The following is a 23370-nucleotide window of genomic DNA, read 5'->3' as shown; positions in this document are numbered from 1 at the left end:
GTTACTTTGTAGGTCGATGAAGTACAGGATAGTTTTGTTGTTTCGGTAGTTGGTGTAATGCATGATTAATCTTTCTTAAAAACTCATCGGCTTCATCTTGACGAACTGAATCTTCGGTGTAGGTGCTACGCTTTTGAATATTGACACTACAACCAATTATTTCCATATTTTCAGGATTAAAAGTCCAGTCATTTGGATTCTTTAAATTAATATTTAAATCGCTTTCACAGCTTTTCCATAAACGTAAAAACTCATTTGATAATTCTGTTCTAAATCCTCGTACTGGATAAACCGAAAATCCTTTCATCTCGGGATTGGCAAATTGCACAAACATGTCTACAGGCATACCACCCCAAACGATTGCAGTATGTTCTGGCAAAGTGATGCTAGTTAAATTTTTCTCTTTTAATGCATGCGCTTGTTCATATTCCTGCTTAAAATGTTGTGATTGATAAGTGAGTTTGGTTTTAGGCGGTAAAGTAATACCTCGGATTTGATTGCTCACAGAAGTGATATAGTACGGGGAACGATCACTACCATTACAACCCGCAAGTGTTGAACATCCCCCACAGGCAGTTAAGCTGATACTCATAAAACTTAGCAGACCTAAAACAATAATTTTATTCATTCTATTTTACTGTTGTTATGACATCTTTAAGCAGTATAACCAATCTATGCTTTGATAGATCTATCTTTAAGAGAGGTGGCATGCTTCTCTTTCATTTAGGTATGTTTTATTTAGCAGCTTGCTTTGTAGGCTCATCAAATAAAGACTTACAGCTTTCTAAGTTTTGGCACGAAGCAAACATAAGTGCTTTCGGTAAGCTACTATATAAATTAGTAATATGCTGTTCAGCAGGATTGTAAAAATGCCAATAAGTAAACTGATCTGAACGTTTATTTTCAAGAGCTTTAAAGAAATCTGTTTCGTTAAATCTATTTGTAAGTTGAGTGCGAGGCCCGCCTTGTTCGTGTGTACCGACTGTGGTCATGAGCATTGGCGCTGTGAGTGGTTTTTGAGTTTGCCATTGATTCAACTTTTGAAATAGCATGCCTTGATCAAACCAGAGAGATGGGCTTGCAGCAAAGTAACGCTGGAACGCAGCAGGCTTTTGAAAAAAATGATAAAGCACAAATAAGCCGCCAAAAGAATGTCCATATAGGCTCTGTTGTTGGCTATTCATTGGAAACTGTTTGGCGATTTCTGGTTTGAGCTCATCGTTTAAAAATGCGATGAACTGGTCAGCACCACCATATTTATATTTACCTTGTGCCTGAAATTCAGCAGAAGGTTTTGGCGTGTAATCATAAGCACGTTTTTGTGCATCAAAAGTTTTTTGTTTAGGGTAACCGACCGCGACGATCATCAGCGGGCCTAAACCTAATTTTGTAGAACCAGCGCCAATAGATTGAGCGATATTGACTGCACTTGGAAAGGTTGCATTTCCATCTAAAATATAAAGTACCGGATAACCATGTTGTGGTGGGGCAACGGGTGGTTTATAGATTTGAATTAAATAATCATGGCCTGTATTTTTAGATTTAATTTGAAATTGTGCCTGATTATTTTGAAAAACGATTTTTGATTGATTTTGTATAGGATTTTGAGCTAAAGCAGCACAACTTATTAAAGAGCTCAGAAGAAAACAGCAAGGTAAAAAGAAAAATGAGTTATGCATAATGGACAATAGTAAAATTTATAACACAAATGATAAATGAAAATCATTATCAAATAAAGTGATCAAAGAAATGTGAGCAAAAAGGTTAATGAAAAAAGCTCTTACAGCCATATTGCCTAACAAATCAAAGCAGACTATTGTTATACTCTCGTTTAAAAGATGATTTTACTGAGGCTGCATTCTAATGATCAACGATGATCAAAACAAAACGACTTCTCTTAGTTTAGAACAAATTCGCGAAGATATTGATAGCGTAGATCAACAGATTCAAGAATTATTAAATCGACGCGCAAGCCTTGCTGAAGCTGTTGCAAAAGCTAAATTTGCTTCTGAAGAGAATCCTTTGTTTTATCGTCCTGAGCGTGAAGCGCAGGTATTACGTAAAGTCATGGAGCGCAACCAAGGTCCTTTGTCTGATGTAACCATGGCGCGTTTGTTCCGTGAAATTATGTCTGCTTGCCTTGCTTTAGAAGCGCCGCAAAGTATTGCATTTTTAGGACCAGAAGGGACTTTTACTCAGTCTGCTGTGCTTAAGCATTTTGGTAAAGATGCGGTTGTACGTCCACTTCCAACCATTGATGAAGTCTTCCGTGAAGTGGAAGCAGGCAGTGCACATTACGGTGTGGTTCCAGTCGAGAACTCATCTGAAGGTGTTGTGAACCATACTTTAGATTGCTTCAAAACATCGAATTTAAATGTGATTGGTGAAGTTGAATTACGTATTCATCATCAATTTCTTGTTTCTGAAAATACACGTAAAGACAGTATTAAGCAGATTTATGCTCATCAACAAACTTTGGCTCAATGTCGCCAATGGTTAGATGCGCATTATCCGGGTGTTGAGCGCGTTGCTTTAAACTCAAATGCAGAAGCTGCACGTCGTATTCGTAATGAATGGCATTCGGCAGCGATTGCATCTGATATTGCAGCAGGCATGTATAACCTTGAAATCTTACATAGCAATATTGAAGATAATCCGGAAAACACAACACGATTCTTAGTCATTGGCCGTGAAAAAATTCCACAAAGTGGCAATGATAAAACATCGTTATTGATTTCAGCGCATGACCGTGCGGGTGCTTTATTAGAAATTTTAGCGCCATTTGCAAAACATAATATTAGCTTAACAAGTATTGAGACTCGTCCAGCATTACCTGAAAAATGGGCATATGTATTCTTTATCGATTTAGAAGGGCATATCGAACAAGAGAATGTTGCTGCTGCGATTAATGATATTCGCCCAATGGTGAAAGAGATCCGTATTTTAGGTTCTTATCCTGCCGCTGTTCTGTAATCACTTATGTTGGAATAATGACATGCATGAAGATAAGCATGTCATTATGCTTAAAAACAAATTGCTCAATGGTTTAAATATCTTTGAGCAAAAGCAAAGTTGAAGTTATGTCACAACCCCTATTTAAAAAAGTTGCATTTATTGGTTTAGGACTCATCGGGTCGAGTTTAGCTCGTGTTATTGTTGCAGAAAAGTTGGCGACAACTATTGTGGCATCTACACGCTCACATAAAACTTTAGAAGATGCAAAATCACTTGGTTTAATACACGAAGGATTTTCTGATCCGGTTGAAGCCGTGAAAGGGGCAGATTTAGTCGTTTTAGCCTTGCCAGTGCGTGCTACACAAAAAGTGCTTGAGCAAATTAAACCTTATTTGTCGGCAACCACAATTTTAACCGATGTAGGAAGCACAAAAGGTAATGTCGTTGATGCAGCGAAAGCTGTATTTGGTGAAGATTTACCAGAAGGTTTTGTACCGGGGCATCCTATTGCGGGTAGTGAACACACAGGTGTTCACGCGGGTAAAGTTGACTTATTTGCAAATCATAAAGTGATTTTAACGCCGTTACCAACAAGTGCAGAATGGGCTGTTAATAAACTGATTCAACTTTGGTCGGCAGCAAAAGCTGAAGTCATTTGTATGGATGTTGCCAAGCATGATGAAGTGCTGGCACATACGAGTCATCTACCACATTTAATGGCATTTAATCTGGTCGAGCAACTTGCGAATCGTGAAGATAATCTCGATATTTTCCGTTATGCAGCAGGTGGTTTTCGTGACTTTTCGCGGATTGCTGCCAGTGATCCACAAATGTGGCATGACATTTTCTTTGCCAATAAAACAGCCATATTAAATGCTGTAGATGGTTTTGAAAAACAGCTTACAGTACTTAGAAAATTGATTGAAAACGAAGATTCTCATGCATTAATGGGTTTACTCGGCCATGCTCAAGCAGCACGTCAGCACTTCAATCATATGTTAGCCAAAAAACCTTTAATGGAGAAAAATAAGGTGACACAGCAATTCAGTATCTTACCGGGAAATAAAACTTTTAAAGGTAAATTTACCGTACCGGGTGACAAATCTGTGTCACATCGCTCCATTATGTTTGGTGCTATTGCCGAAGGCACTACTCATGTCACTGGCTTCCTTGAAGGTGAAGATGCATTAGCAACTTTGCAAGCTTTCCGTGATATGGGAGTAAGTATTGAAGGTCCTAACAATGGTGAAGTGACTATTCATGGTGTAGGCATGCATGGTTTAAAAGCACCAGTAAGTGCTTTATATATGGGCAACTCTGGAACAAGCATGCGTTTGCTTTCAGGTATGTTATCAGCTCAAAAGTTTGATTCTGTCATGACAGGTGATGCTTCACTTTCTAAACGTCCAATGGAGCGTATTGCTAAACCATTGCGTTTAATGGGCGCACAAATTCGAACTACGGGTGAAAAAGGTACACCACCTGTCAGCATTACTGGCGGTCAACAATTAAAAGCGATTCAATACGATTTACCAATGGCATCTGCTCAAGTGAAGTCTGGTATTTTACTGGCTGGCTTATGGGCTGAAGGTGAAATTTCTGTGACAGAACCAGAGCCAACACGTGACCATACTGAACGTATGCTTCGTGCATTTGGTTATGATGTTAAAACTGAAGGCAACAAAATTTCTCTAGTTGGTGGCGGCAAATTAGTAGGTACTGATATTCAAGTACCATCAGATATTTCATCAGCTGCTTTCTTCATGGTAGGTGCTGCAATTACTGAAGGTGCCGATGTTGTTCTAGAGGCCGTAGGTATTAACCCAACGCGTACTGGTGTAATCGAAATTTTAAAACAAATGGGTGCTGACCTAACTGTTGAAAATGAGCGTATTGCAGGCGGTGAACCTATTGCTGATATTCATATTAAAGGCTCGCGTACACTTAAAGGCATTCATATGCCAGAAGACCAAGTGCCTTTAGCAATTGATGAATTCCCAGCTTTATTTATTGCAGCAGCTTGTGCAGAAGGACAGACCGTATTAACTGGCGCAGCAGAGCTTCGCGTGAAAGAGTCTGACCGCATTCAAGTGATGGCAGATGGCTTAAAAATCATGGGCATTGACTGCACACCAACTGAAGATGGCATTATTATCGAAGGCAAGGGTAAGTCTGGCGATTGGTCACCAATCTTTACAGGTGGTGAAGTTGAATCACACCATGACCATCGTATTGCCATGAGCTTTAGTATGGCAGGCCTTCGTAATTCTGGTCCGATTACGATTCAGGGTACGGAAACAGTTGCGACAAGCTTCCCAACTTTTACTGAGTTGGCGAATCGTGCAGGCTTAACGATTGAAGTTAGCCAATAACTTTTTACCTAACACATTTTATAATTGCTAACACAATAGCAACGGCAGCAGCGGGCTAAATGCTTGGCTGCTGTTTGTTTATTGCTTATGCTAAGTGCAGATAATGATAAAAGTGTTAGGACAAAGGATGAAAAAATTACAATTTATTGCCAGTTGCCCACAACATGGGGTGCTTGATCATCCACCAAATGAATGCCATATCACCCAAGAATATGTCGCGGCTTTATTATTTAAACAATTGGAACATTATGGTTTTGATGCGCAGCATATTGTGCATGAACATGAAAAAGTAGAAGTCAGTATTGATAATCATCTTTTACCCTTGTCTATTACTTGTCAAAAAACAGACCATGATGGGCATTTGATGTGTGAAATTTCTGCCAATCCCGATGAAGAGCAAGATTGGTTTGAGAAAATTGAAACACAAAGCATCATTCGTCAGCTTGCACAGGCAGTTGAAAATAGTCTGAAAGCTGATCAAAGCTTTTCAGCATTTGAGTGGAAAAGCTAAATAAAACAATTGATAAGTTTCTACGATTAAATACGGCTTTTTAACGAAGCCGTATTTTTTATTTAAATTAAATATAAAAATACAAAATCTTTCCTGAAATCCCTACCTATCTTTAATGTGTTGTGTATATTGAAATTATTACGATATTTACATAATTAGAGCGTGGTTTTCATGACACAGGTTGATATTGCAGCGTTATCTCCTCAAGTCGTTTGGCAACATTTTCAAACACTTTGCACAATTCCTCGTCCATCAAAACATGAACAGCGACTTCGCCAATATTTGCAAGATTGGGCAGAAAGTCGAAATTTAGAAACTTACGTAGATGAAGTAGGAAATTTAATTGTTCGTAAGAATGCAACTACGGGTAAAGAGCATGTGCCTGGAGTGATTCTTCAAGGCCATTTAGATATGGTCACACAAGCCAACACTGGCACAGTACACGACTTCTTTAAAGACCCGATTCGCCCAGTTCTTGAGGATGGCTGGTTAATTGCTAAAGACACCACTTTGGGTGCAGATAATGGCATTGGGGTGGCATTGGCTTTGGCAGTTTTAGATTCAAATGATATTGCTCATGGGCCAATTGAAGTTCTTTTAACGGTTGATGAAGAAGCTGGCATGAGTGGCGCACGGCTTTTACAGGCAGGTGTGCTAAAAGGGAAATGGTTGTTTAATATTGATACAGAAGAGTGGGGCGAGTTATATCTCGGATGTGCTGGTAGTATTGATGTTGAAATGGAACAGCTACTTAATTATGAAAAAATCCCTGAAAATTTGACCATTGTAAACATTCAGGTTGCAGGCCTCAAAGGTGGTCATTCTGGTGTAGATATTCATTTAGGACGTGGCAATGCCAACGTTATTTTAGCTCGCTTTTTAAATGAGTATTTAGCACAATTTGGCGGACATCTTGTTGAGTTTAGTGGTGGTTCAGCTCGTAATGCGTTGCCTAGAGAAGCAGTTGCCACTATTGCAATTTCGCCTAATCAGTTACCAGAACTAGAAAAGTTACTTGCTGAATATCAAACGACATGGAAAAAACAGCTACAGGGTATTGATGATAATCTGCAATTAACTATTCAACCGAATAGCGCTGACGTGACGGGAGTGATTACTCAGCAACAGCAAAACGAATGGTTGCAAGCTTTGGCAACAAGCCCATATGGTGTTGCAAGTATGAGTCAGGCTCTACCAGACGTGGTTGAAACTTCAAATAATCTTGGGGTTGTAAAACTAAATCGAGAGGGTGGAAAAGCTGTTTTAATGGTTCGCTCAATGGTAAATCAAGAAGCTGAAGATTTTGCAAAGAAAATTCAGGCACATTTTAGTCAATTTAATATTGGCTCTACACTCACACCGTTAGTTTCAGGTTGGACACCAAATCCTGATTCGGCTGCTTTAAAGTGCTTACAGCAAGCCTATCAGACCGCTTTTAATATCGAGCCAAATCTCAAAGTAATTCATGCTGGACTAGAGTGCGGGATTATTGCCGAGCATTATCCTGATTTGCAGATGGTTTCATTTGGACCGGACATTCAAGGAGCACACGCACCGGGTGAGCGAGTAAAAGTAGATACGGTAGAGAAATGCTGGAAGTTGTTGGTGACGGCTTTAGCATCTGTAAAGTAATTTTTTAGAAATAAGAAGCTCATTAGTGAGCTTCTTAAACGTTGACCTTTACATGAAAATGATTTGTACCTAACTCGATAAATTCGATTTTATAACTCATATGATTTTTATTCGATTTTTAAAAGTTGTCCGGCTTCGTTTAAAGTAAACTCATCAAAATCATTTGCTAAATAAAAATGACCTTTATAAAACTGGCGGACTTCTTCAGCAATAGCTTGCTGTCCAGCTTTATCCTGATGCCTAGGGCTAAAATGCGTCAGAATTAAATTATCCAAAGATTGCTGCTCTGCAAATTCAGCCACCATTTTTGCAGAGCTGTGCATTGGTCCTTTGCCTACTTTATCTAAAACCTTTTGCAAATACGTTGATTCATGGATGAGTAATTGAGCATCTTTGCAAGCATCGGCTAATAGTTCAGGCTGATCATTATCACCACCTATAATTGCATGAATCTGCTGATTTTGAATTTTGATAAAGTCTTTAGATTTTAAGATTTGTCCCTCAAACTCAACATCGTAGCCTTGTTTTAAATCACCCCAAATCTTGCCTTTAGGTACGCCAAGCTGAGTTAAAGTTTGGATATCTAACTTTTTCTGCATAGACTTTATGTAAATGCTAAAAGCAAAACTTGGAACACGATGGCTTAATGGATGTGCCTGAACGATGAATTCATCGGTGAGCTGTTGTGGCTGTATTGCTTCATTAACATCAATAAATTTGATTGGGTAGGGTAAATGCAAATCCGTAAGTCGGGCAGTGATTTCAAACCATTGCTGAATTTCTTTTGGTGCAATGACTATTAACGGTTTTGTACGGGCATTCATGCCTGCACTTGCCAGTAAACCAACTAAACCATAACAATGGTCGCCGTGAACGTGTGTAATACAAATGGCAATTAGGTTTTGTAGCGAAAGTCTGGCCTGTTGAATGCGGTGCTGAGTACCTTCTCCAGCATCAATTAAAATCCAGTCCTTATTTTTGTTGTTACGAATCGCTAATCCTGAAACATTGCGTGAAAGAGTGGGTACACCCGATGACGTACCTAAAAAATTAAAATGAAGCATATTCTTGGAATTTTTAAGTCAAATGCGTATTGTATATTATAGACACTTATAAAATTTTATAGAAATTATAGCGAACAAACGATAGTGATCGAGTGAAAAAATATTTGGCCCGTTTTGGATTAAGTTGGAATAATTTTTAGTCGTTACATGGCTTATAAAATGATGGACGTAGATTTAATCTATGTCCATCAAACCACAATTTATTTCATGATAATAAAACGTGTAATGATTTGGCGAAGCTGTTTTAAATAGCCTGTAAAGAAATGATTAGCGCCCGGTAAAATCGTAATTGGGTGCTTTTGAGGTTTTGCCCATGTAATTGCATCTGAAAGCAAGGTAATGTCATCTTGCTCACCATGAATGAGTAGAATATCACCTTGAATTTCTGGAGTTTTATAGTGGCGCAAACCCACAACGGTAGCCGTTGGTAAACCACACAAAATTAACTGTACAGGTCGTAATTGAGGATTAAGCTGTGCAAAGCATTTTGCCAAAACATGTGAGCCGAAACTAAAGCCACCTGCATAAAATGGCAAACCTTCATGAAGTTTACGAACATGTTCAATTACAGCTAAGATATCTTCAGTTTCACCATGGCCTTCATCATGAATACCTTCACTGCCGCCTAAGCCACGGAAACTAGGGCGATAAACAATACAGCCATATTCATTAAAGATTTGGGTTAAAAGGGCAGGGACTTTATGTTGAGGGGTTCCACCTTGCAATGGATGCGGATGGCAAACAACCGCAAAGCCTTTGATTTCACCTTCAGGGCGGTCAACGAAAAGTTCAATTTTACCTACTGGACCCTGGATGAAAGTTTGCTCAGACATATAAGAACCGCTAAATAACAATACGTGATGCTATTTTACCGATAGTCGCCATTGAAAACACGAGTTAGCATTAAAAAATATCTACTGTTATAGTTGGGATTAAGAATAATTTTTTCAGGTTGTCTATGCTTGCTTTAATTTCTCCTGCAAAAACTTTAGATTATGAAACAGCTTTACCCACAGATGAATTTACTCAACCACGATTGCTAGAGAACTCAGCACAATTAATTGATGTGTGTTGCAAACTTTCTGCATCGGAAATTGCGAGTTTAATGAGTGTGAGTGAGAAAATTGCCACACTTAATGTTAATCGCTTTAGAGATTGGAAGCCCGAATTTGATTTTTCAAATGCTCGTCAAGCGATCTATGCATTTAAAGGTGATGTATATACAGGTTTAGATGCTTATCATTTAAAAGACAAAGATATTGATTTTGCACAGCAGCATTTACGTATGCTATCTGGCTTATATGGTTTATTACGTCCTTTAGATTTAATGATGCCTTATCGTCTAGAAATGGGCACTAAATTAAAAAATTTACGTGGTCATAATTTGTATGAATTCTGGGGTGAGATTATCACCAACCAGATTAATGAAGACTTGCATGAAACTAAATCTGAATTACTTGTAAATCTAGCTTCAGATGAGTACTACAAATCGGTCAACGAGAAGAAAATTAAGGCTGAAATTGTTAAGCCTGTTTTTCTTGACCAGAAAAATGGCAAATATAAAGTCATTAGTTTCTATGCGAAAAAAGCACGCGGTTTAATGGCTCGTTTTATGATTGAAAACCAGTTAAATAAAGCTGAGGATATTAAAGCGTTTAATACTGATGGATACTACTTTGATGCTGAAAACTCATCAGCAAAAGAACTGGTATTTAAGCGAGATGAGCAATAATCCTAAGAAAGGATAGTATTTTATGATGCAGCTTTATTTATCAAAATTGGAACATGTTTGGTTTGAGCTGCATCAGTATTATCACTTATCTGGGCCGCAAAAAATCTTAGATATACTCATCGCTGCTTATAGTGAAAAGCAGCGGGCTTATCATACTGTTCAACATTTATATGAATGTTTAATTCTGTTCGAGTCAATTCGAGCAGAATTAAATGATGCGCCTGCAGTGGCATTGGCAATTTATTTTCATGATGTTATCTATGATCCACAAGCCAAAGACAATGAGCTTAAAAGTGCTGAACTCTTTGAGCAATATATGGCTCAAGATTTACCAGTAAATACAGTTCAGAAAATAAAGCAGTGGATTCTTGCTACCCAAAAGCATGTGTCGACTGATGTCCCAGATTTACAGTTTTTATTAGATATTGATTTAGCTATTTTGGCAGCAACACCTGAACGTTTTACGGAATATGAACAGCAGATTCAGCAGGAATATTCTTGGGTTGATCCACAAGTATATTCAACTAAAAGAAAAGAGGTTTTAAGGCATTTTTATCAGTCTAAGCCACTTTATCAAACTGCATATTTTCAAAAGAATTTTGAGTTAAGAGCTAAGCAAAATTTAAAGCACATATTAGATATAGCCTAAGCTAAATATAAGAATCTAGATCTATTAAGTAGAGTAGAGCGATATAGATTTTTAGACTTTTTAAAAAGTGGGAATGGCTAAGAGGAGAGAGAGGAATCACTGAAAAAGCAGTGATTCCTTAGAAATAAATTATTTAAAGAAATAACCTGTTTCTGGTGAGCTTGCATTTGCCATGCGTTTACGTGGCATGCGACCTGCTAAAAATGCTTCACGACCTGCTTCAACCGCTTTTTTCATTGCAGAAGCCATCAAAATAGGGTTATGAGCCGCAGCAATCGCTGTATTCATCAACACACCGTCACAACCAAGTTCCATAGCAATAGCTGCATCACTTGCTGTGCCAACGCCTGCATCTACCAAAACTGGCACTTTTGCATTTTCTTTAATAATTGAAATAGTATGCGGGTTTAAAATACCTAAACCTGAACCAATAAGACTGCCTAAAGGCATAATTGCAACACAGCCCATACTTTCAAGTTCTTGAGCAATGATCGGGTCATCAGAGGTGTAAACCATAATTTCAAAACCGTCATCAATCAAAGTGCGTGCAGCTTTTAAAGTCTCGGTTACATTTGGATATAATGTCTTTTCGTCACCCAAAACTTCAAGTTTTACCAAGTTGTGACCGTCTAGAAGTTCACGCGCTAACATGCAAGTACGTACTGCGCTATCAGCATCAAAACAACCTGCGGTATTTGGCAAAATTGTATACTTTTCTGGCGGAATGACAGACAGTAAATTTGGCTGATCTGGATGTTGTCCAATATTCACACGGCGGATTGCAACAGTAACGATTTCTGCACCACTTGCTTGAATGGCTAAATCTGTTTCATTTAAGTCTTTATATTTGCCAGTTCCTACCAATAAACGAGATTGAAAAGAACGTGAACCAATAATGAGAGGGGTGTCTTGCATGGATAACTCCGACTTAGCCGCCGCCAACAGCGTGAATAATTTCGATACGGTCATGTTGAGCAATAGTGATTTGCTCTAATTTGCTTTTTGGAATAATTTGCTGGTTGTATTCGACCGCAAATCTTTTTCCTTCAAGTGCCAAAGCCTGAATGAGCTGCATTAGGTTTTGACAAGGCGTGTCCGTTAATTCGCCATTTAAATAAATTTGCATGATCACATTCCAATTATTTTGCGTATTTGAGAGCATTCCAAGCCAAAACGAGCCATCCAGCTATCATAAATGCTCCACCAATTGGGGTAATTGCCCCTAAAATTCGCGGTAATCCAAGCGCCATGATATAGAGAGAACCACAGAAGAATAAAATACCGATCTGAATCAATATGAATGGCAATTTAATAGGAAACGTAAGGATGACTTTGCTTAAAATACCAAGTGCTAAGAGACCTAAAGCATGGTAGAAAAAATAGTCGGTTGCAGTATGCCACCAAACAAGTTGCTCAGGACTCGCGTGAGCTTTAAGACCATGTGCTCCAAAAGCACCCAACATGACTGCAAAGGCAAGATTAAGGGCTGAAATGGCAATCCACATAACAAAAAACGCAAATGAATAATGAAAGGCAACGTTATCATAGATTGGGTTGGCTAAACATAGCCAGATAAAACAAAAGGGCTAATCGCCCTTTTATTTTTAAACTTATTTTAGCTTGCAGACATAGCAATTTTAATTTTTTCCATTGCATTCTTTTCAAGCTGGCGAATACGTTCTGCTGATACATTATATTCGGCCGCTAACTCGTGGAGAGTAGACTTATCATCATCTAACCAACGACGTTGTAAAATGTTACGCGAACGGTCATCTAACTGATCCATTGCATTATGTAAAGCAGATGTACTTTGCTCTTCCCAGTCTTCATTTTCGACTAAACGAGCTGGATCATAGCGGTTATCTTCAAGATACAATGCAGGTGCAGTATGTGGGGTGTCATCATCGTCGTCGCCTTGAGCTTCGAAAGCAGCATCATAAGCGGTCAAACGACCTTCCATCTCCAGAACTTGCTCTGCCGTTACATTTAAGTCATTCGCAATCGATTGAGCTTCTTCGAGCGTTAATTTTTTACTCGATTTTTTTAAACTACGTAAATTGAAAAATAATTTACGCTGTGCTTTGGTCGTTGCAATTTTGACAATACGCCAGTTACGGATAACGTATTCGTGAATTTCTGCTTTAATCCAGTGGACGGCAAAAGATACAAGACGCACGCCCATATTTGGGTCGAAACGCTTCACGGCTTTCATTAAGCCTAAATTACCTTCTTGAATAAGGTCGCCTTGTGGTAGGCCATAACCTGCATAGCTGCGCGCAATGTGAACGACGAAACGTAAATGCGACATTACCAGCATTTTTGCGGCATCAAGATCTTGGTCATAATAATAACGTTCAGCAAGTTCTTTTTCTTGCTCGGCCGTTAAAATAGGAATCTGATTGACAGTACTGATATATGCACCAAGGTTTACACCGGGCGCAGACAATGACAGGGGCATCAATTGATTGCTGCTGTCACTCATGATTTCTCCTTGTAGGATCGGATGGGATAACCAATAAATTCATCTTAATTTGAATCAGCTTCATAATTAAGGAAAATTGGGTAGAAAAATGTAAAATTTTATGCAATTTCTAATCTTTTAGTTTAGCAAAGAATTATTGAGTTTCAATTAAATAGTGAAATTCTCTTTCGGATATATGTGTAGTCTGACACATAAAATGATGTAACCCACAGTAACGAGTTACATCTATTTCACTATGAGGGTCAGAAGATTTTAATAAGAATTGCTGTTTACCCGATACTTTTTTGAGTTCACGTTTTAGCATTAACAGGGGCATCGGACAGGGTTGGCCCAAAGCATTAATTTCAATGACTGCTGTAGTAAAAGAAGAGTTGGTCATTCATTATCAAAACAACTAAAAAAATTATTCTAACAAATTTTTTATAAATACGGCACATTTTATAAAAGAAGAAACATGCAATTACCTATAAAAAACATTGTAATAAGCTGTTTAAAAAAAGGACTAAAAATAGGGGAGATAATTGAAAAAAATTCTATTAATTGTCATAAACCCATGGTAAGCTCGAACCGTTTTAGGATTTACCACACACTTAAAATGGTTTAAAAACCCTATAACAAATGGATGTAACCGGAAATTGTTGATAGTTTTACAGAATGATTACAAGCTTTAAGATTATAAATATTTTAAAAACTTGTTTGCTCTGCTGTTTGCAACACCGGAAGGTCCTTTTTTCAACATCTGAGGATTGACTTATGACAGCTCGCGAACAAGGCGTAGTAAAGTGGTTTAACGACACTAAAGGTTTTGGCTTTATTCAACGTAACGGCGGTGATGACGTATTCGTTCATTTCCGTGCAATCGTTGGTGACGGTCACCGTTCTTTACGTGACGGCCAACGCGTAGAATTTAGTGTAGTACAAGGTCAAAAAGGTTTTCAAGCTGAAAACGTTCAGCCTTTAGACTAATTCATCTTTTGATGAATCACGGACGCTCCAATTTTTGAATTGGGGCGTTTTTGTTTATAATGATCTTCTCATTAGAGAGATTGTTTGTTAGAGCATGTATTTATGACATCTGGTTTTGAAACCTTGAATTTACATCCGCAACTTAAAAAGGCGATTGATGCTTTAGGGTTTAAGCAAATGACCCCGATTCAGCAAAAGGTTTTAAAATATACGTTGGGCGGGCATGATGCAATTGGTAGAGCACAAACAGGAACAGGTAAAACTGCTGCTTTCCTGATTAGTGTAATTAATGACTTGTTACATAACCCGATTCAAGAGCAGCGTTTTCGTGGTGAGCCACGTGCCTTGATTTTAGCGCCTACTCGTGAATTGGCATTGCAAATTGAAAGCGATGCGAAGTTACTCACAAAATTTTCAGATTTACACATCGTGACACTGTTAGGTGGCGTAGATTTTGATAAGCAAAAGAAACAGCTAGATGCTAATTTTGTAGATATCATAGTTGCCACTCCTGGACGACTAATTGATTTTGTAGAACAAAAAGAAGTTTGGCTCGATCAAATTGAATTCCTAGTCATTGATGAAGCTGACCGCTTATTGGACATGGGTTTTATTCCTTCTGTAAAACGTATCGTGCGTTATTCTCCGCGTAAGGAAGAACGCCAAACCCTCATGTTCTCGGCTACTTTTAGTTATGACGTGCTTAATTTGGCGAGACAGTGGTTATTTGAGCCAATCACTGTTGAAATTGAACCTGAGCAAAAAACCAATAGCGATGTTGAGCAACGTGTTTATGTCGTAGCTAAACAAGATAAATATCGTTTGCTACAAGATATTTTACGTGAAGAACCTATCGATAAAGTCATGATTTTTGCTAATCGACGTGATCAAGTACGCCGTCTTTATGATCATTTAAAGAGAGATGGATATCGGGTCGGGATGCTTTCAGGTGAAATTGCTCAAGATAAACGTTTAAAAATGTTAGACCAGTTTAAGCAGGGTAAAAATAATATCATGATCGCAACTGATGTTGCAGGCCGTGGTATTCATGTTGATGGCGTATCTCATGTGATCAACTATACTTTACCTGAGCAATCAGACGATTATGTGCATCGTATTGGTCGTACAGGCCGTGCTGGGTCACAAGGTGTAAGTATTAGTTTCCTTTCAGAAGATGATGCTTTTTACTTGCCAGAAATTGAAAAAGCAATTGGTAAGAAATTACCATTAACCCGTATAGAGGGTTATTGCTAATAAAAAAATCCCAATCATTTGATTGGGATTTTTTTTTGATTAATTAATTTTACAATAGAAAGTAAGTGTAGTTTGGTAGTCATCATCTTTTGCTAGAGATGCATTTTTGCCAGTTAAAGTACCAATCACACCAGCTGCTGCTTCAACCATTTGGCCTGTTTTCTCACTTACTACATCTTTTAATACGCCGTTATATGTTGTTTTTTCATCTACAACAACGGGCGTAGTATTTTTTGAACAAGTTTTTTGAGCGGCAGTAATCGCATTATTTTTTGCAATTAGATTTGTTTTACCAATGCCCGTGACTTCAAATTGATTGTTTTCTTTTTGAACAGCTAAGGTGTTTTTAGGGGTAGTGGCACAAGCCCCTAGTAATAAAACAACACTACTCAATGCACTCGCTAAAATTATTTTTTTCATGGTTCACCTAATATGTTTAATCGTCAAAAGATCTAACTATTTGAACACAAGTTTTCTAATTGATTTTGAAGAGGTTGTATTAGTTTTGATGTTTTGTCTTAGCAAAATGTCAAAATATGAACTCGTTATTTTTATGTTCTAGATACAATGGTGGATTATCGGTAGATTATGCTAATCTATTTTGAATTTTTTGAGTTAGATCAATATTAATGACGGATTCAGCAACACAGATAATTCATCAGAATATTCACCAACGTCAATCTATTGGTCAATTGATTGAGCCTGCACCAAATGCAGATCAATTAGAATTGGCCTTTCAAGCGGCTTTAACTGCTCCTGACCATCATAGACTTAAACCCACACGTTTTGTTGTTATCGAGGCTGAACAGCGTGCTGCATTTGGTGAGGTTTTAGCGAAAGCACTGGCTGATTTAGGTGAAACTGACTCAGCGCAACTTGAGCGAGTTAAGCAACATCCTTTTCGCGCACCTTTACTCATTTTAGCGCTTACGCAATTGCAAGATCATCCTAAGGTTCCGCATTTTGAGCAGATTTTAAGTACTGGGGCTGCCGTACAAAACCTTTTATTGTCTTTACAAGTTCAAGGTTTTTCCACCATGTGGCGTAGTGGGGCTGTTGTCGAATCAAACTGGTTAAAACAGCATTTAGGATTGCAACCACATGATTTAATTTCAGGTATTATTTATGTGGGCACAGCAGCTAAAGCGATTGCACCGCGTGCAGATATTGAAAGTAAAGAATTCGTAAAAGTTTGGCAGGCATAAAAGTCTGTAGAAGTAAGAAATAGGATAATAAAGTATGGCTGAATTTAAGTTTACAGATTTAGTGGAACCTGTTGAGGTCGATAAAAAAACGGCATTACGTATTACTGTGTTAGGTGGAGGCAGCTTTGGTACGGCTATGGCGAATTTAGCTGCACGTAATGGTTGTGACACCATGATCTGGATTCGTGATGCTAATACAGCAGAAGAAATTAATAAAACCCATATTAATAAACGGTATTTGCCAGACTTTGTTTTAGAGTCATCTTTACGCGCTGTGTCTGATCTAGAACAAGCAGTGTGTGATCGAGATATTATTTTGGTGGCAATTCCTAGTCATTCATTTCGTGATGTATTAAAGCAAATTGCTCCTTTTATTACTGCACAGGCGGTTGTTTCTTTAACGAAAGGTGTCGAGGCTAAAACTTTTAGCTTCATGAGCGATATTATTCGTGAAGAATTGCCAGAAGTTCCTTATGGGGTGTTATCTGGCCCAAATCTCGCTAAGGAGATTATGGCGGGGATGCCATCTGGTACTGTTATTGCCAGTGATTCTGAATTAGTTCGTTATGCTGTGCAGCATGCACTTCATAGCGCTTTATTCCGAGTGTTTGGTAGTGATGATGTGCATGGTGTTGAACTAGGTGGGGCACTTAAAAATATTTATGCAGTTGCAATGGGAATTGGTGCTGCTTACAAGATTGGTGAAAATACCAAGAGCATGATTTTAACGCGTGCTTTAGCCGAAATGAGCCGTTTTGCAGTCAAGCAAGGGGCAAATCCGTTAACGTTCTTAGGTTTATCTGGCGTTGGTGATTTATTTGCAACTTGTAATAGTCCATTAAGCCGTAATTATCAGATTGGTTATGCGTTGGGTTCAGGTAAAACACTTGACCAAGCGAGTAAAGAGTTGGGGCAAACCGCAGAAGGAATTAATACGATTGTTCAGGTGCGTGGTAAAGCAGAAGAACTAGACGTATATATGCCTATTACAAATGCCTTATATGAGGTTATTTTCGAAGGTGCGCCACCTTTAAATATTGCATTATCTCTGATGAAAAATGGACACCGTAGTGATGTTGAGTTTGTTTTACCTCATCATGAAGTCTGAAGAAGAAATGTCATAAATTACGGTTATAATGCAAGAATTATTAACAAGGAATATTTATGCAACTGACATTGGTTCGTCATGGGGAAGCCGCTCCTCCAGTGAATGGTAATGACACTAAACGTCCGCTTACCGCTCGTGGACATGCTCAAGCTGAGCAGACAGCAACATTTTTAAAAGATATTGTTAAGCCTGATATTTTTGTAGTTAGTCCTTTATTGCGTGCTCAAGAGACATTGGCGCATATTCAAACTTATTTTAAAGATGTTCCTGTGTTGTTATGCGATAAAATTAAACCGGATGATAATGCGAAAGAAGCAGTTGAGTGGTTGTCTCAGGTTCCTTATGAGTCAATTGTAGTCGTGTGTCATATGAATGTAGTAGGGCATATTGCCGAATTACTGACACATGAAAACTTTAATCCATTTGCACTTGCCGAAGCTCGAATTTATGATCAGGCTGTTATTGCAACTGGTTTATCAACACAAAAAAATAGTTTTATACCCACAATATAATTAAAAAGGTCATTTAGCCCATTATGCTGTATTTATGGATGCCTGAAACCAATGGAATATGGCATTGGTCTAACGGAGAAAACTGGTTGCAGGCAGCAAGTCTTGATCAACTCATACAAGACCTGCAATTACATCAAGGAAAAGAGGCTGTCATCTTTTTCCCTAGTCGTCATGCTCAGGTACTCCAGCAGCACATGGCAAAGTCTCATTACAAGCAACTAGGGGCAGATGGTGTTAAATATTTGCTTGAAGAGTTTGTGACTTTGCCTATTGATCATATGAAAGTGGTTCATCATTTTCATGCTGATCAACTCACCGTATTGGGAGTGGCAAAAACAACAGTAGAAACATGGCAACATGCAATGGCTTTACTGCCTATTAAACTCGTTGCTTTGCTGCCAGAATTTCTGATTTTACCTGAACCCCAAGAGCAGCGAGTGGTCTTATGTAATATTGATCAGAAACTACTTGTGCGTGAAAGTAAATGGGTGGGTAATTCACTAGATGATTTAGCCTTGTTTTTAGAGTTCCAGCCAGTTGAAACTCATTATCAATATAGTGGTTTAACAACAGAGCAACTCGAAAGCTTAGTAGCAGCATCGGATGCCGAGCATCATTCAGAATTTATTTATCAATTTCAGGGTTTAGATAAACCTAAACAGCATCCTTTTAATGTGCTACCTAAGGCTAAAGGGCAAGAGCAAGCGGTTTCTGGTTATTGGAAAGCGTGTGCTGCTGTTGTTTTAGCAATTATAGTGGTTCAGTTTAGCTATGATTTGTTGCGTTGGGTAAAGTTAAAAAGTGTGGCCAATCAAACCGCCGAACAGACGGTCGAGCAATATAAATATTGGTTTGGGGCTTCTAGTCGTGTAAATGAACAAAATATAAAAAGCCAATTTGAAAGTCATTTACGCATGAGTAAGCAAGGTGATACGCAAGCGCTTTCTTTATTGAGCCGTGTTGGGCCTATTTTAATGCAAAGACAAATTTTAGCTCAGCAGTTAGCTTATGATGCTTCAACACTAACGATGGCATTAAAAGCAAAGTCAGCCGATGATTTGCAAGCTTTAACTCAGCAACTTAACCAGCAAGGATTTAAAGCGGAGCTAGGTAATGTTCAAGCCGATGGTGGTGGGGCAATTGGGGTGGTGAAAATACAATAATGAAAATGATAACTCAATTGCAAAACCGCTTTGACCAGTGGATTGAACAAGTCACTCAATATTTAGATCGTTTAACTGTGCGTGAGCGGGTTATGGTGGTCTTTACTACAATTTTTCTTGTAGTGACTATTGTAGGGGCTTCACTTTGGAAAATGCATTCCTTGGCAGAGCAACAACAACAGCGCTTAAATGATTTAAAAGATTTGATGGTCTGGATGCAGAGTAATGCAGTTACCATGAAACCAGCGAGTGAACTTGAGTTGGGCCAATCGGAAAAAATACAACGAGTAGCTCAGCAACAAGGTTTAACGGTCACTTCTCAACAAAATGGTGAGCAATTACAAATTATTGTTACTCATCAGAATTATGCAATTTTAGCGAACTTTTTAACCCAACTTGCGCAAATGGGTTTAAGTATTCAAAAAATGGAAATGGTTTCAAGTGAAGGACAGATTAAATTAACAGCGACGGTTCAATAACATATTAAAATATGCTGTTCTTAAGCATGGTGTTTTGTGCTACCTGTGCCTATAATATGCCTACCTAAAATCAGTAGACTGTGATTGGTATGTTATATTCACTTGCTCGCCCGATGTTGTTTAGTTTAGCACCAGAGCGTGCCCATGAATTAACATTATCTATGCTTGATAAAGCACATAAGTTCGGCCTGCTACGCCAGAGCGTAGAATCGAAACCAACAACCTGTATGGGAATTGAATTTCCAAATCCGGTAGGTTTAGCGGCTGGGCTTGATAAAAATGGTGCACATATTGATTCTTTAGCCGGACTAGGTTTCGGTTTTATTGAAATTGGTACAATTACACCTCGTCCTCAGTCGGGTAATCCACAACCACGATTGTTCCGTATTCCTGAAGCGAAAGCCATTATTAACCGCATGGGTTTTAATAATGATGGTGTTGATAAGCTTGTTGAGAATGTCAAAGCTTCAAAATTTAAAGGAATTCTAGGTATCAATATTGGTAAGAATGCAGATACGCCTGTAGAAAAGGCTGTGGATGATTACCTGATTTGCCTTGAGAAGGTTTATAACTACGCTTCTTATATTACTGTTAATATCTCATCTCCAAATACTAAGAACTTAAGAAGTTTACAAAGTGGCGATGCATTAACTGAATTATTGCAAACATTAAAAGAAAGACAACTTGAGCTTGCTGAGCAATATAACCATTATGTTCCTTTGGTTTTAAAAGTTGCGCCTGACTTAACAGCAGAAGATGTTGAGTTTATTGCAGCACAATTGTTGCAATTTAAAATTGATGGTCTAATCGTTACAAATACGACTTTATCGAGAGAAGGTGTAGAAAACCTTCCCTATGGTAATGAGTCAGGTGGCCTATCAGGTGCACCTGTTTTTGAAAAAAGTACAGAATGCTTGCGCTTATTTGCTCAAACGTTAAAAGGCCAAATACCATTAATTGGTGTCGGTGGAATTTTATCAGGTGAACAAGCGGTAGCCAAACAGCAAGCTGGGGCAACATTAGTGCAGATCTATAGTGGACTGATTTATACCGGTCCTACTCTTGTAAAGCAATGTGTTGCAGCCATGACTTAAGTGAATATGAACACAATTGATATCATTATTCTGATACTTTTGCTCATTGGGGGGCTAAACGGTTTGCGACAAGGATTTATCAAAGCCTTTGCGAACTTGGTAGGATGGATCATTGCATTAATTATGGGTGCAAAATATGCTGTCCTTCTTGCGCCGTCAATGTCAGGTTTAAGTCATGATCCAGTGGTTCAAAAGATTGCAGCTTTCGCATTTATAGCACTTATGATCATTGTTTTAACATGGATCGTCACTGCATTTTTAAATGGCCTCTTGAAAAGTCTGAAATTGGGGCCATTAAATCGTTTAGCAGGTGGTGCTTTTGGTTCTTTAAAAGGCTTGTTGGTTGTGTTGATTACAATGCAGGGCGTAGGGCCTTGGGTTGAAAGTTCACCACACTGGAAACAGTCCAGACTTATACAATTTTTACTGCCTTATGCACCTTTAGCGACCGAGTTGTCTAAAGATGCAGCAAGTGAGGCATTTCATCAAATAACATCTGGGGGTAGTGCATCAAGCACCCCTTCAAAACCAATGGACGAATCGGAAGATTTAGAAAACCGATCCGACCATTCGACAAAAAATCCTTTTTATTAATTCCTAGCTTGTCTGCGAGGTTGCTATGTGTGGAGTTGTTGGTATAGCCGGTAAATCGCCAGTGAACCAAATGTTGTTTGATGCTTTAACGATGTTGCAACATCGTGGGCAAGATGCAGCTGGAATAGTAACCTGCCATGAAGGCCGTCTTTTCCTTCGTAAGGATAACGGTATGGTGCGTGATGTTTTTCATACTCGTCATATGAGAGCATTACTTGGTAATTATGGTATTGGCCATGTACGTTACCCAACTGCTGGTTCTGCTAGCAGTGCTGAAGCACAACCATTTTATGTGAACTCACCTTACGGTATTACGCTCGCACATAATGGTAACTTAACCAATGCCGAAGATATTCATGATGACCTGTTTAAAACAGATTTACGTCATATGAATACTGATTCTGACTCAGAAGTTCTTTTGAACGTATTCGCGCATGAGTTGCAGAAGAACGGTACTTTAAACCCTACACCAGATGATATTTTTCACACAGTTACTCGTGTACACGAGCGCTGTCTAGGTGCGTATGGCGTAGTGGCGATGATTACCGGTCATGGTTTAGTGGGTTTCCGCGATCCAAACGGTATTCGCCCACTGATCTATGGTTCACGTATGACTGAACAAGGCGAGATGGAATATATCATCGCTTCTGAATCAGTTGCTATTACAGCGCTTGGTTTTAAAATTGAGCGTGATATTGAACCTGGTGAAGCAATTTTTATCACTGCTGATGGTGAATTGTTCACAAGACAATGTGCAGCTAATCCAAAATACCGCCCATGTATTTTTGAATATGTTTATTTTGCACGTCCTGACGCCATCATTGACGGAATTTCAGTTTATAAAGCTCGTTTAAAAATGGGTGAAAAGCTTGCTCATAAAATTTTACGTGACTGGGGCGAGGACCATGATATTGATGTGGTTATTCCAATCCCGGATACGAGCCGTACTTCAGCATTAGAACTAGCAAATATTTTAGGTGTGAAGTTCCGTGAAGGTTTTATGAAAAACCGTTATATCGGTCGTACCTTCATTATGCCTGGTCAGCAACAGCGTAAAAAATCAGTACGTCAGAAATTAAACCCTGTAGAACTTGAGTTTAGAGGCAAGAACGTTTTACTGGTTGATGATTCAATTGTTCGTGGCACAACCTGTAACGAAATCATCCAGATGGCACGTGATTCTGGCGCAAAAAAAGTATACTTTGCATCAGCAGCACCTCAGGTTATGTATCCAAACGTTTATGGTATTGATATGCCTGCTAAAACTGAGCTAATTGCTTCAGAACGCAGTGTAGAAGAGATCCAAGAAATTATTGGTGCTGATCGTTTGGTTTTCCAGGAATTGGAAGACTTGAAAAATGCTGTACGCACTAGCAAAGTGCCTGATCTAACTGAGTTTGATTGCTCTGTTTTTGATGGAATCTATGTAACAGGTGATATCGATGGAACTTATCTAAATAATTTGGAGCAGAAGCGTAATGATTCTGCTAAAAAGAAAAAAGATGGTTACATTGATGTTAATGTTGACGCAGCTTCTGTAGATTTAACAGGCATTAAAGAAGAATAGAAATAGCTGAAAAAAGCGGGTATTTCCCGCT

26 protein-coding genes are annotated in these 23370 nt (G+C 38.6%); 16 read left to right on the top strand and 10 right to left on the bottom strand.

All coding sequences use genetic code 11. The features are described from left to right. Position 1: 1 nt before the first annotated feature. Entirely contained in the window at positions 2–628 is a 627-nt protein-coding gene (locus MSG66_RS13785) for a hypothetical protein (protein ID WP_202741579.1), read from the bottom strand. A gap of 106 nt (positions 629–734) precedes the next feature. After that, positions 735–1679 carry an alpha/beta hydrolase gene (locus MSG66_RS13780; protein WP_324654404.1) on the bottom strand — a complete coding sequence of 315 codons (945 nt, stop codon included), beginning with the start codon at positions 1677–1679 and terminating at the stop codon, positions 735–737. Between the two features lie 184 nt (positions 1680–1863). Here MSG66_RS13780 and pheA point away from each other — a divergent pair, with 184 nt between their 5' ends. From pheA to MSG66_RS13760, 4 genes are all read left to right on the top strand, one after another. After that, entirely contained in the window at positions 1864–2973 is a 1110-nt protein-coding gene (gene pheA / locus MSG66_RS13775) for a prephenate dehydratase (protein WP_003650703.1), read from the top strand. 107 nt (positions 2974–3080) lie between these two features. Continuing rightward, a complete protein-coding gene (locus MSG66_RS13770) occupies positions 3081–5327 on the top strand; it encodes a bifunctional prephenate dehydrogenase/3-phosphoshikimate 1-carboxyvinyltransferase (RefSeq protein WP_197730993.1) in 2247 nt (748 codons plus the stop codon). Between the two features lie 127 nt (positions 5328–5454). Next, positions 5455–5838 carry a hypothetical protein gene (locus MSG66_RS13765; RefSeq protein WP_042897158.1) on the top strand — a complete coding sequence of 128 codons (384 nt, stop codon included), beginning with the start codon at positions 5455–5457 and terminating at the stop codon, positions 5836–5838. A 171-nt stretch (positions 5839–6009) separates the two neighbouring features. Then, positions 6010–7470, top strand: coding sequence for an aminoacyl-histidine dipeptidase (locus MSG66_RS13760; RefSeq protein WP_324654403.1), 1461 nt, complete (start codon positions 6010–6012; stop codon positions 7468–7470). A 107-nt stretch (positions 7471–7577) separates the two neighbouring features. On the opposite strand, the gene MSG66_RS13755 is transcribed toward MSG66_RS13760, so the two are convergent. Both MSG66_RS13755 and MSG66_RS13750 read right to left on the bottom strand, forming a co-directional pair. Next, positions 7578–8534: a ribonuclease Z gene (locus MSG66_RS13755; RefSeq protein ID WP_133972553.1), complete on the bottom strand. Its 957-nt coding sequence runs from the start codon at positions 8532–8534 to the stop codon at positions 7578–7580. Between the two features lie 200 nt (positions 8535–8734). Next, positions 8735–9367 carry a hydrolase gene (locus MSG66_RS13750; RefSeq protein ID WP_324654402.1) on the bottom strand — a complete coding sequence of 211 codons (633 nt, stop codon included), beginning with the start codon at positions 9365–9367 and terminating at the stop codon, positions 8735–8737. A 125-nt stretch (positions 9368–9492) separates the two neighbouring features. On the opposite strand from MSG66_RS13750, the gene yaaA reads away from it, so the two are divergent. Then, positions 9493–10266 carry a peroxide stress protein YaaA gene (gene yaaA, locus MSG66_RS13745; protein WP_133972557.1) on the top strand — a complete coding sequence of 258 codons (774 nt, stop codon included), beginning with the start codon at positions 9493–9495 and terminating at the stop codon, positions 10264–10266. Positions 10267–10288: 22 nt separating this feature from the next. Continuing rightward, positions 10289–10915, top strand: coding sequence for a metal-dependent hydrolase (locus MSG66_RS13740; RefSeq protein WP_202741589.1), 627 nt, complete (start codon positions 10289–10291; stop codon positions 10913–10915). Positions 10916–11044: 129 nt separating this feature from the next. Here the strand turns inward: MSG66_RS13740 and MSG66_RS13735 are convergent, their stop codons facing one another. From MSG66_RS13735 to MSG66_RS13715, 5 genes are all read right to left on the bottom strand, one after another. Then, entirely contained in the window at positions 11045–11830 is a 786-nt protein-coding gene (locus MSG66_RS13735; RefSeq protein ID WP_202741590.1) for a thiazole synthase, read from the bottom strand. A 13-nt stretch (positions 11831–11843) separates the two neighbouring features. Then, positions 11844–12041 carry a sulfur carrier protein ThiS gene (gene thiS / locus MSG66_RS13730; protein WP_042897149.1) on the bottom strand — a complete coding sequence of 66 codons (198 nt, stop codon included), beginning with the start codon at positions 12039–12041 and terminating at the stop codon, positions 11844–11846. 13 nt (positions 12042–12054) lie between these two features. After that, on the bottom strand, positions 12055–12420 hold the full coding sequence (locus tag MSG66_RS13725; RefSeq protein WP_004643452.1) for a DUF423 domain-containing protein: 366 nt from the start codon (positions 12418–12420) through the stop codon (positions 12055–12057). Positions 12421–12530: 110 nt separating this feature from the next. After that, complete coding sequence (rpoH, locus tag MSG66_RS13720) at positions 12531–13397, bottom strand: RNA polymerase sigma factor RpoH (protein WP_003650733.1); 867 nt, start codon at positions 13395–13397, stop codon at positions 12531–12533. A gap of 133 nt (positions 13398–13530) precedes the next feature. Further along, positions 13531–13776, bottom strand: a complete 246-nt coding sequence (locus tag MSG66_RS13715; protein WP_042897147.1) for a sulfurtransferase TusA family protein — start codon at positions 13774–13776, stop codon at positions 13531–13533. Positions 13777–14150: 374 nt separating this feature from the next. Between MSG66_RS13715 and MSG66_RS13710 the strand changes: the two genes are divergently transcribed. Together MSG66_RS13710 and rhlB are read left to right on the top strand one after the other, a co-directional pair. Beyond that, entirely contained in the window at positions 14151–14363 is a 213-nt protein-coding gene (locus tag MSG66_RS13710) for a cold-shock protein (RefSeq protein WP_000126912.1), read from the top strand. 102 nt (positions 14364–14465) lie between these two features. Next, on the top strand, positions 14466–15617 hold the full coding sequence (gene rhlB, locus MSG66_RS13705; RefSeq protein WP_197730994.1) for an ATP-dependent RNA helicase RhlB: 1152 nt from the start codon (positions 14466–14468) through the stop codon (positions 15615–15617). A gap of 39 nt (positions 15618–15656) precedes the next feature. On the opposite strand, the gene MSG66_RS13700 is transcribed toward rhlB, so the two are convergent. Further along, complete coding sequence (locus MSG66_RS13700) at positions 15657–16037, bottom strand: hypothetical protein (RefSeq protein WP_005046134.1); 381 nt, start codon at positions 16035–16037, stop codon at positions 15657–15659. A 209-nt stretch (positions 16038–16246) separates the two neighbouring features. On the opposite strand from MSG66_RS13700, the gene MSG66_RS13695 reads away from it, so the two are divergent. The 8 genes from MSG66_RS13695 to purF all read left to right on the top strand — a co-directional run bounded on the left by MSG66_RS13695 (position 16247) and on the right by purF (position 23339). Further along, entirely contained in the window at positions 16247–16822 is a 576-nt protein-coding gene (locus tag MSG66_RS13695; RefSeq protein ID WP_324654400.1) for a nitroreductase family protein, read from the top strand. Positions 16823–16856: 34 nt separating this feature from the next. Beyond that, positions 16857–17930, top strand: coding sequence for an NAD(P)H-dependent glycerol-3-phosphate dehydrogenase (locus tag MSG66_RS13690; RefSeq protein WP_202741592.1), 1074 nt, complete (start codon positions 16857–16859; stop codon positions 17928–17930). Between the two features lie 56 nt (positions 17931–17986). Next, positions 17987–18442, top strand: coding sequence for a SixA phosphatase family protein (locus tag MSG66_RS13685; protein ID WP_042897139.1), 456 nt, complete (start codon positions 17987–17989; stop codon positions 18440–18442). Between the two features lie 23 nt (positions 18443–18465). Beyond that, the gene (gene gspL / locus MSG66_RS13680) at positions 18466–19605 is read left to right on the top strand and encodes a type II secretion system protein GspL (RefSeq protein WP_324654399.1); all 1140 of its coding nucleotides are present in this window, start codon (positions 18466–18468) and stop codon (positions 19603–19605) included. After that, positions 19605–20084, top strand: a complete 480-nt coding sequence (gene gspM / locus MSG66_RS13675; RefSeq protein ID WP_133972571.1) for a type II secretion system protein GspM — start codon at positions 19605–19607, stop codon at positions 20082–20084. Before gspL ends, gspM begins: the two co-directional genes overlap by 1 nt. An 89-nt stretch (positions 20085–20173) precedes the next feature. Beyond that, a complete protein-coding gene (locus tag MSG66_RS13670; protein WP_324654398.1) occupies positions 20174–21178 on the top strand; it encodes a quinone-dependent dihydroorotate dehydrogenase in 1005 nt (334 codons plus the stop codon). Positions 21179–21184: 6 nt separating this feature from the next. Next, entirely contained in the window at positions 21185–21772 is a 588-nt protein-coding gene (locus MSG66_RS13665) for a CvpA family protein (RefSeq protein WP_324654397.1), read from the top strand. Between the two features lie 25 nt (positions 21773–21797). Next, positions 21798–23339: an amidophosphoribosyltransferase gene (gene purF, locus MSG66_RS13660; RefSeq protein WP_202741596.1), complete on the top strand. Its 1542-nt coding sequence runs from the start codon at positions 21798–21800 to the stop codon at positions 23337–23339. Positions 23340–23370 lie beyond the last annotated feature (31 nt).

The sequence above is a fragment of the Acinetobacter sp. IK31 genome, assembly GCF_035615195.1.
Classification (GTDB): Bacteria; Pseudomonadota; Gammaproteobacteria; order Pseudomonadales; family Moraxellaceae; genus Acinetobacter; species Acinetobacter calcoaceticus_C.
Note: the sequence above shows the minus strand (reverse complement) of the source record. Positions and strands in the feature narration are given on the sequence as shown.

Coding starts and splice junctions, on each gene's coding strand:
- gspM (WP_133972571.1), top strand. CDS start 19,605: ATGAAAATGATAACTCAATTGCAAAACCGCTTTGACCAGTGGATTGAA.
- MSG66_RS13710 (WP_000126912.1), top strand. CDS start 14,151: ATGACAGCTCGCGAACAAGGCGTAGTAAAGTGGTTTAACGACACTAAA.
- MSG66_RS13780 (WP_324654404.1), bottom strand. CDS start 1,679: ATGCATAACTCATTTTTCTTTTTACCTTGCTGTTTTCTTCTGAGCTCT.
- MSG66_RS13735 (WP_202741590.1), bottom strand. CDS start 11,830: ATGCAAGACACCCCTCTCATTATTGGTTCACGTTCTTTTCAATCTCGT.
- MSG66_RS13755 (WP_133972553.1), bottom strand. CDS start 8,534: ATGCTTCATTTTAATTTTTTAGGTACGTCATCGGGTGTACCCACTCTT.
- MSG66_RS13670 (WP_324654398.1), top strand. CDS start 20,174: ATGTTATATTCACTTGCTCGCCCGATGTTGTTTAGTTTAGCACCAGAG.
- yaaA (WP_133972557.1), top strand. CDS start 9,493: ATGCTTGCTTTAATTTCTCCTGCAAAAACTTTAGATTATGAAACAGCT.
- gspL (WP_324654399.1), top strand. CDS start 18,466: ATGCTGTATTTATGGATGCCTGAAACCAATGGAATATGGCATTGGTCT.
- rpoH (WP_003650733.1), bottom strand. CDS start 13,397: ATGAGTGACAGCAGCAATCAATTGATGCCCCTGTCATTGTCTGCGCCC.
- MSG66_RS13685 (WP_042897139.1), top strand. CDS start 17,987: ATGCAACTGACATTGGTTCGTCATGGGGAAGCCGCTCCTCCAGTGAAT.
- MSG66_RS13765 (WP_042897158.1), top strand. CDS start 5,455: ATGAAAAAATTACAATTTATTGCCAGTTGCCCACAACATGGGGTGCTT.
- MSG66_RS13665 (WP_324654397.1), top strand. CDS start 21,185: ATGAACACAATTGATATCATTATTCTGATACTTTTGCTCATTGGGGGG.
- rhlB (WP_197730994.1), top strand. CDS start 14,466: ATGACATCTGGTTTTGAAACCTTGAATTTACATCCGCAACTTAAAAAG.
- MSG66_RS13750 (WP_324654402.1), bottom strand. CDS start 9,367: ATGTCTGAGCAAACTTTCATCCAGGGTCCAGTAGGTAAAATTGAACTT.
- thiS (WP_042897149.1), bottom strand. CDS start 12,041: ATGCAAATTTATTTAAATGGCGAATTAACGGACACGCCTTGTCAAAAC.
- MSG66_RS13700 (WP_005046134.1), bottom strand. CDS start 16,037: ATGAAAAAAATAATTTTAGCGAGTGCATTGAGTAGTGTTGTTTTATTA.
- MSG66_RS13785 (WP_202741579.1), bottom strand. CDS start 628: ATGAATAAAATTATTGTTTTAGGTCTGCTAAGTTTTATGAGTATCAGC.
- MSG66_RS13725 (WP_004643452.1), bottom strand. CDS start 12,420: ATGTGGATTGCCATTTCAGCCCTTAATCTTGCCTTTGCAGTCATGTTG.
- purF (WP_202741596.1), top strand. CDS start 21,798: ATGTGTGGAGTTGTTGGTATAGCCGGTAAATCGCCAGTGAACCAAATG.
- pheA (WP_003650703.1), top strand. CDS start 1,864: ATGATCAACGATGATCAAAACAAAACGACTTCTCTTAGTTTAGAACAA.
- MSG66_RS13770 (WP_197730993.1), top strand. CDS start 3,081: ATGTCACAACCCCTATTTAAAAAAGTTGCATTTATTGGTTTAGGACTC.
- MSG66_RS13760 (WP_324654403.1), top strand. CDS start 6,010: ATGACACAGGTTGATATTGCAGCGTTATCTCCTCAAGTCGTTTGGCAA.
- MSG66_RS13690 (WP_202741592.1), top strand. CDS start 16,857: ATGGCTGAATTTAAGTTTACAGATTTAGTGGAACCTGTTGAGGTCGAT.
- MSG66_RS13715 (WP_042897147.1), bottom strand. CDS start 13,776: ATGACCAACTCTTCTTTTACTACAGCAGTCATTGAAATTAATGCTTTG.
- MSG66_RS13740 (WP_202741589.1), top strand. CDS start 10,289: ATGATGCAGCTTTATTTATCAAAATTGGAACATGTTTGGTTTGAGCTG.
- MSG66_RS13695 (WP_324654400.1), top strand. CDS start 16,247: ATGACGGATTCAGCAACACAGATAATTCATCAGAATATTCACCAACGT.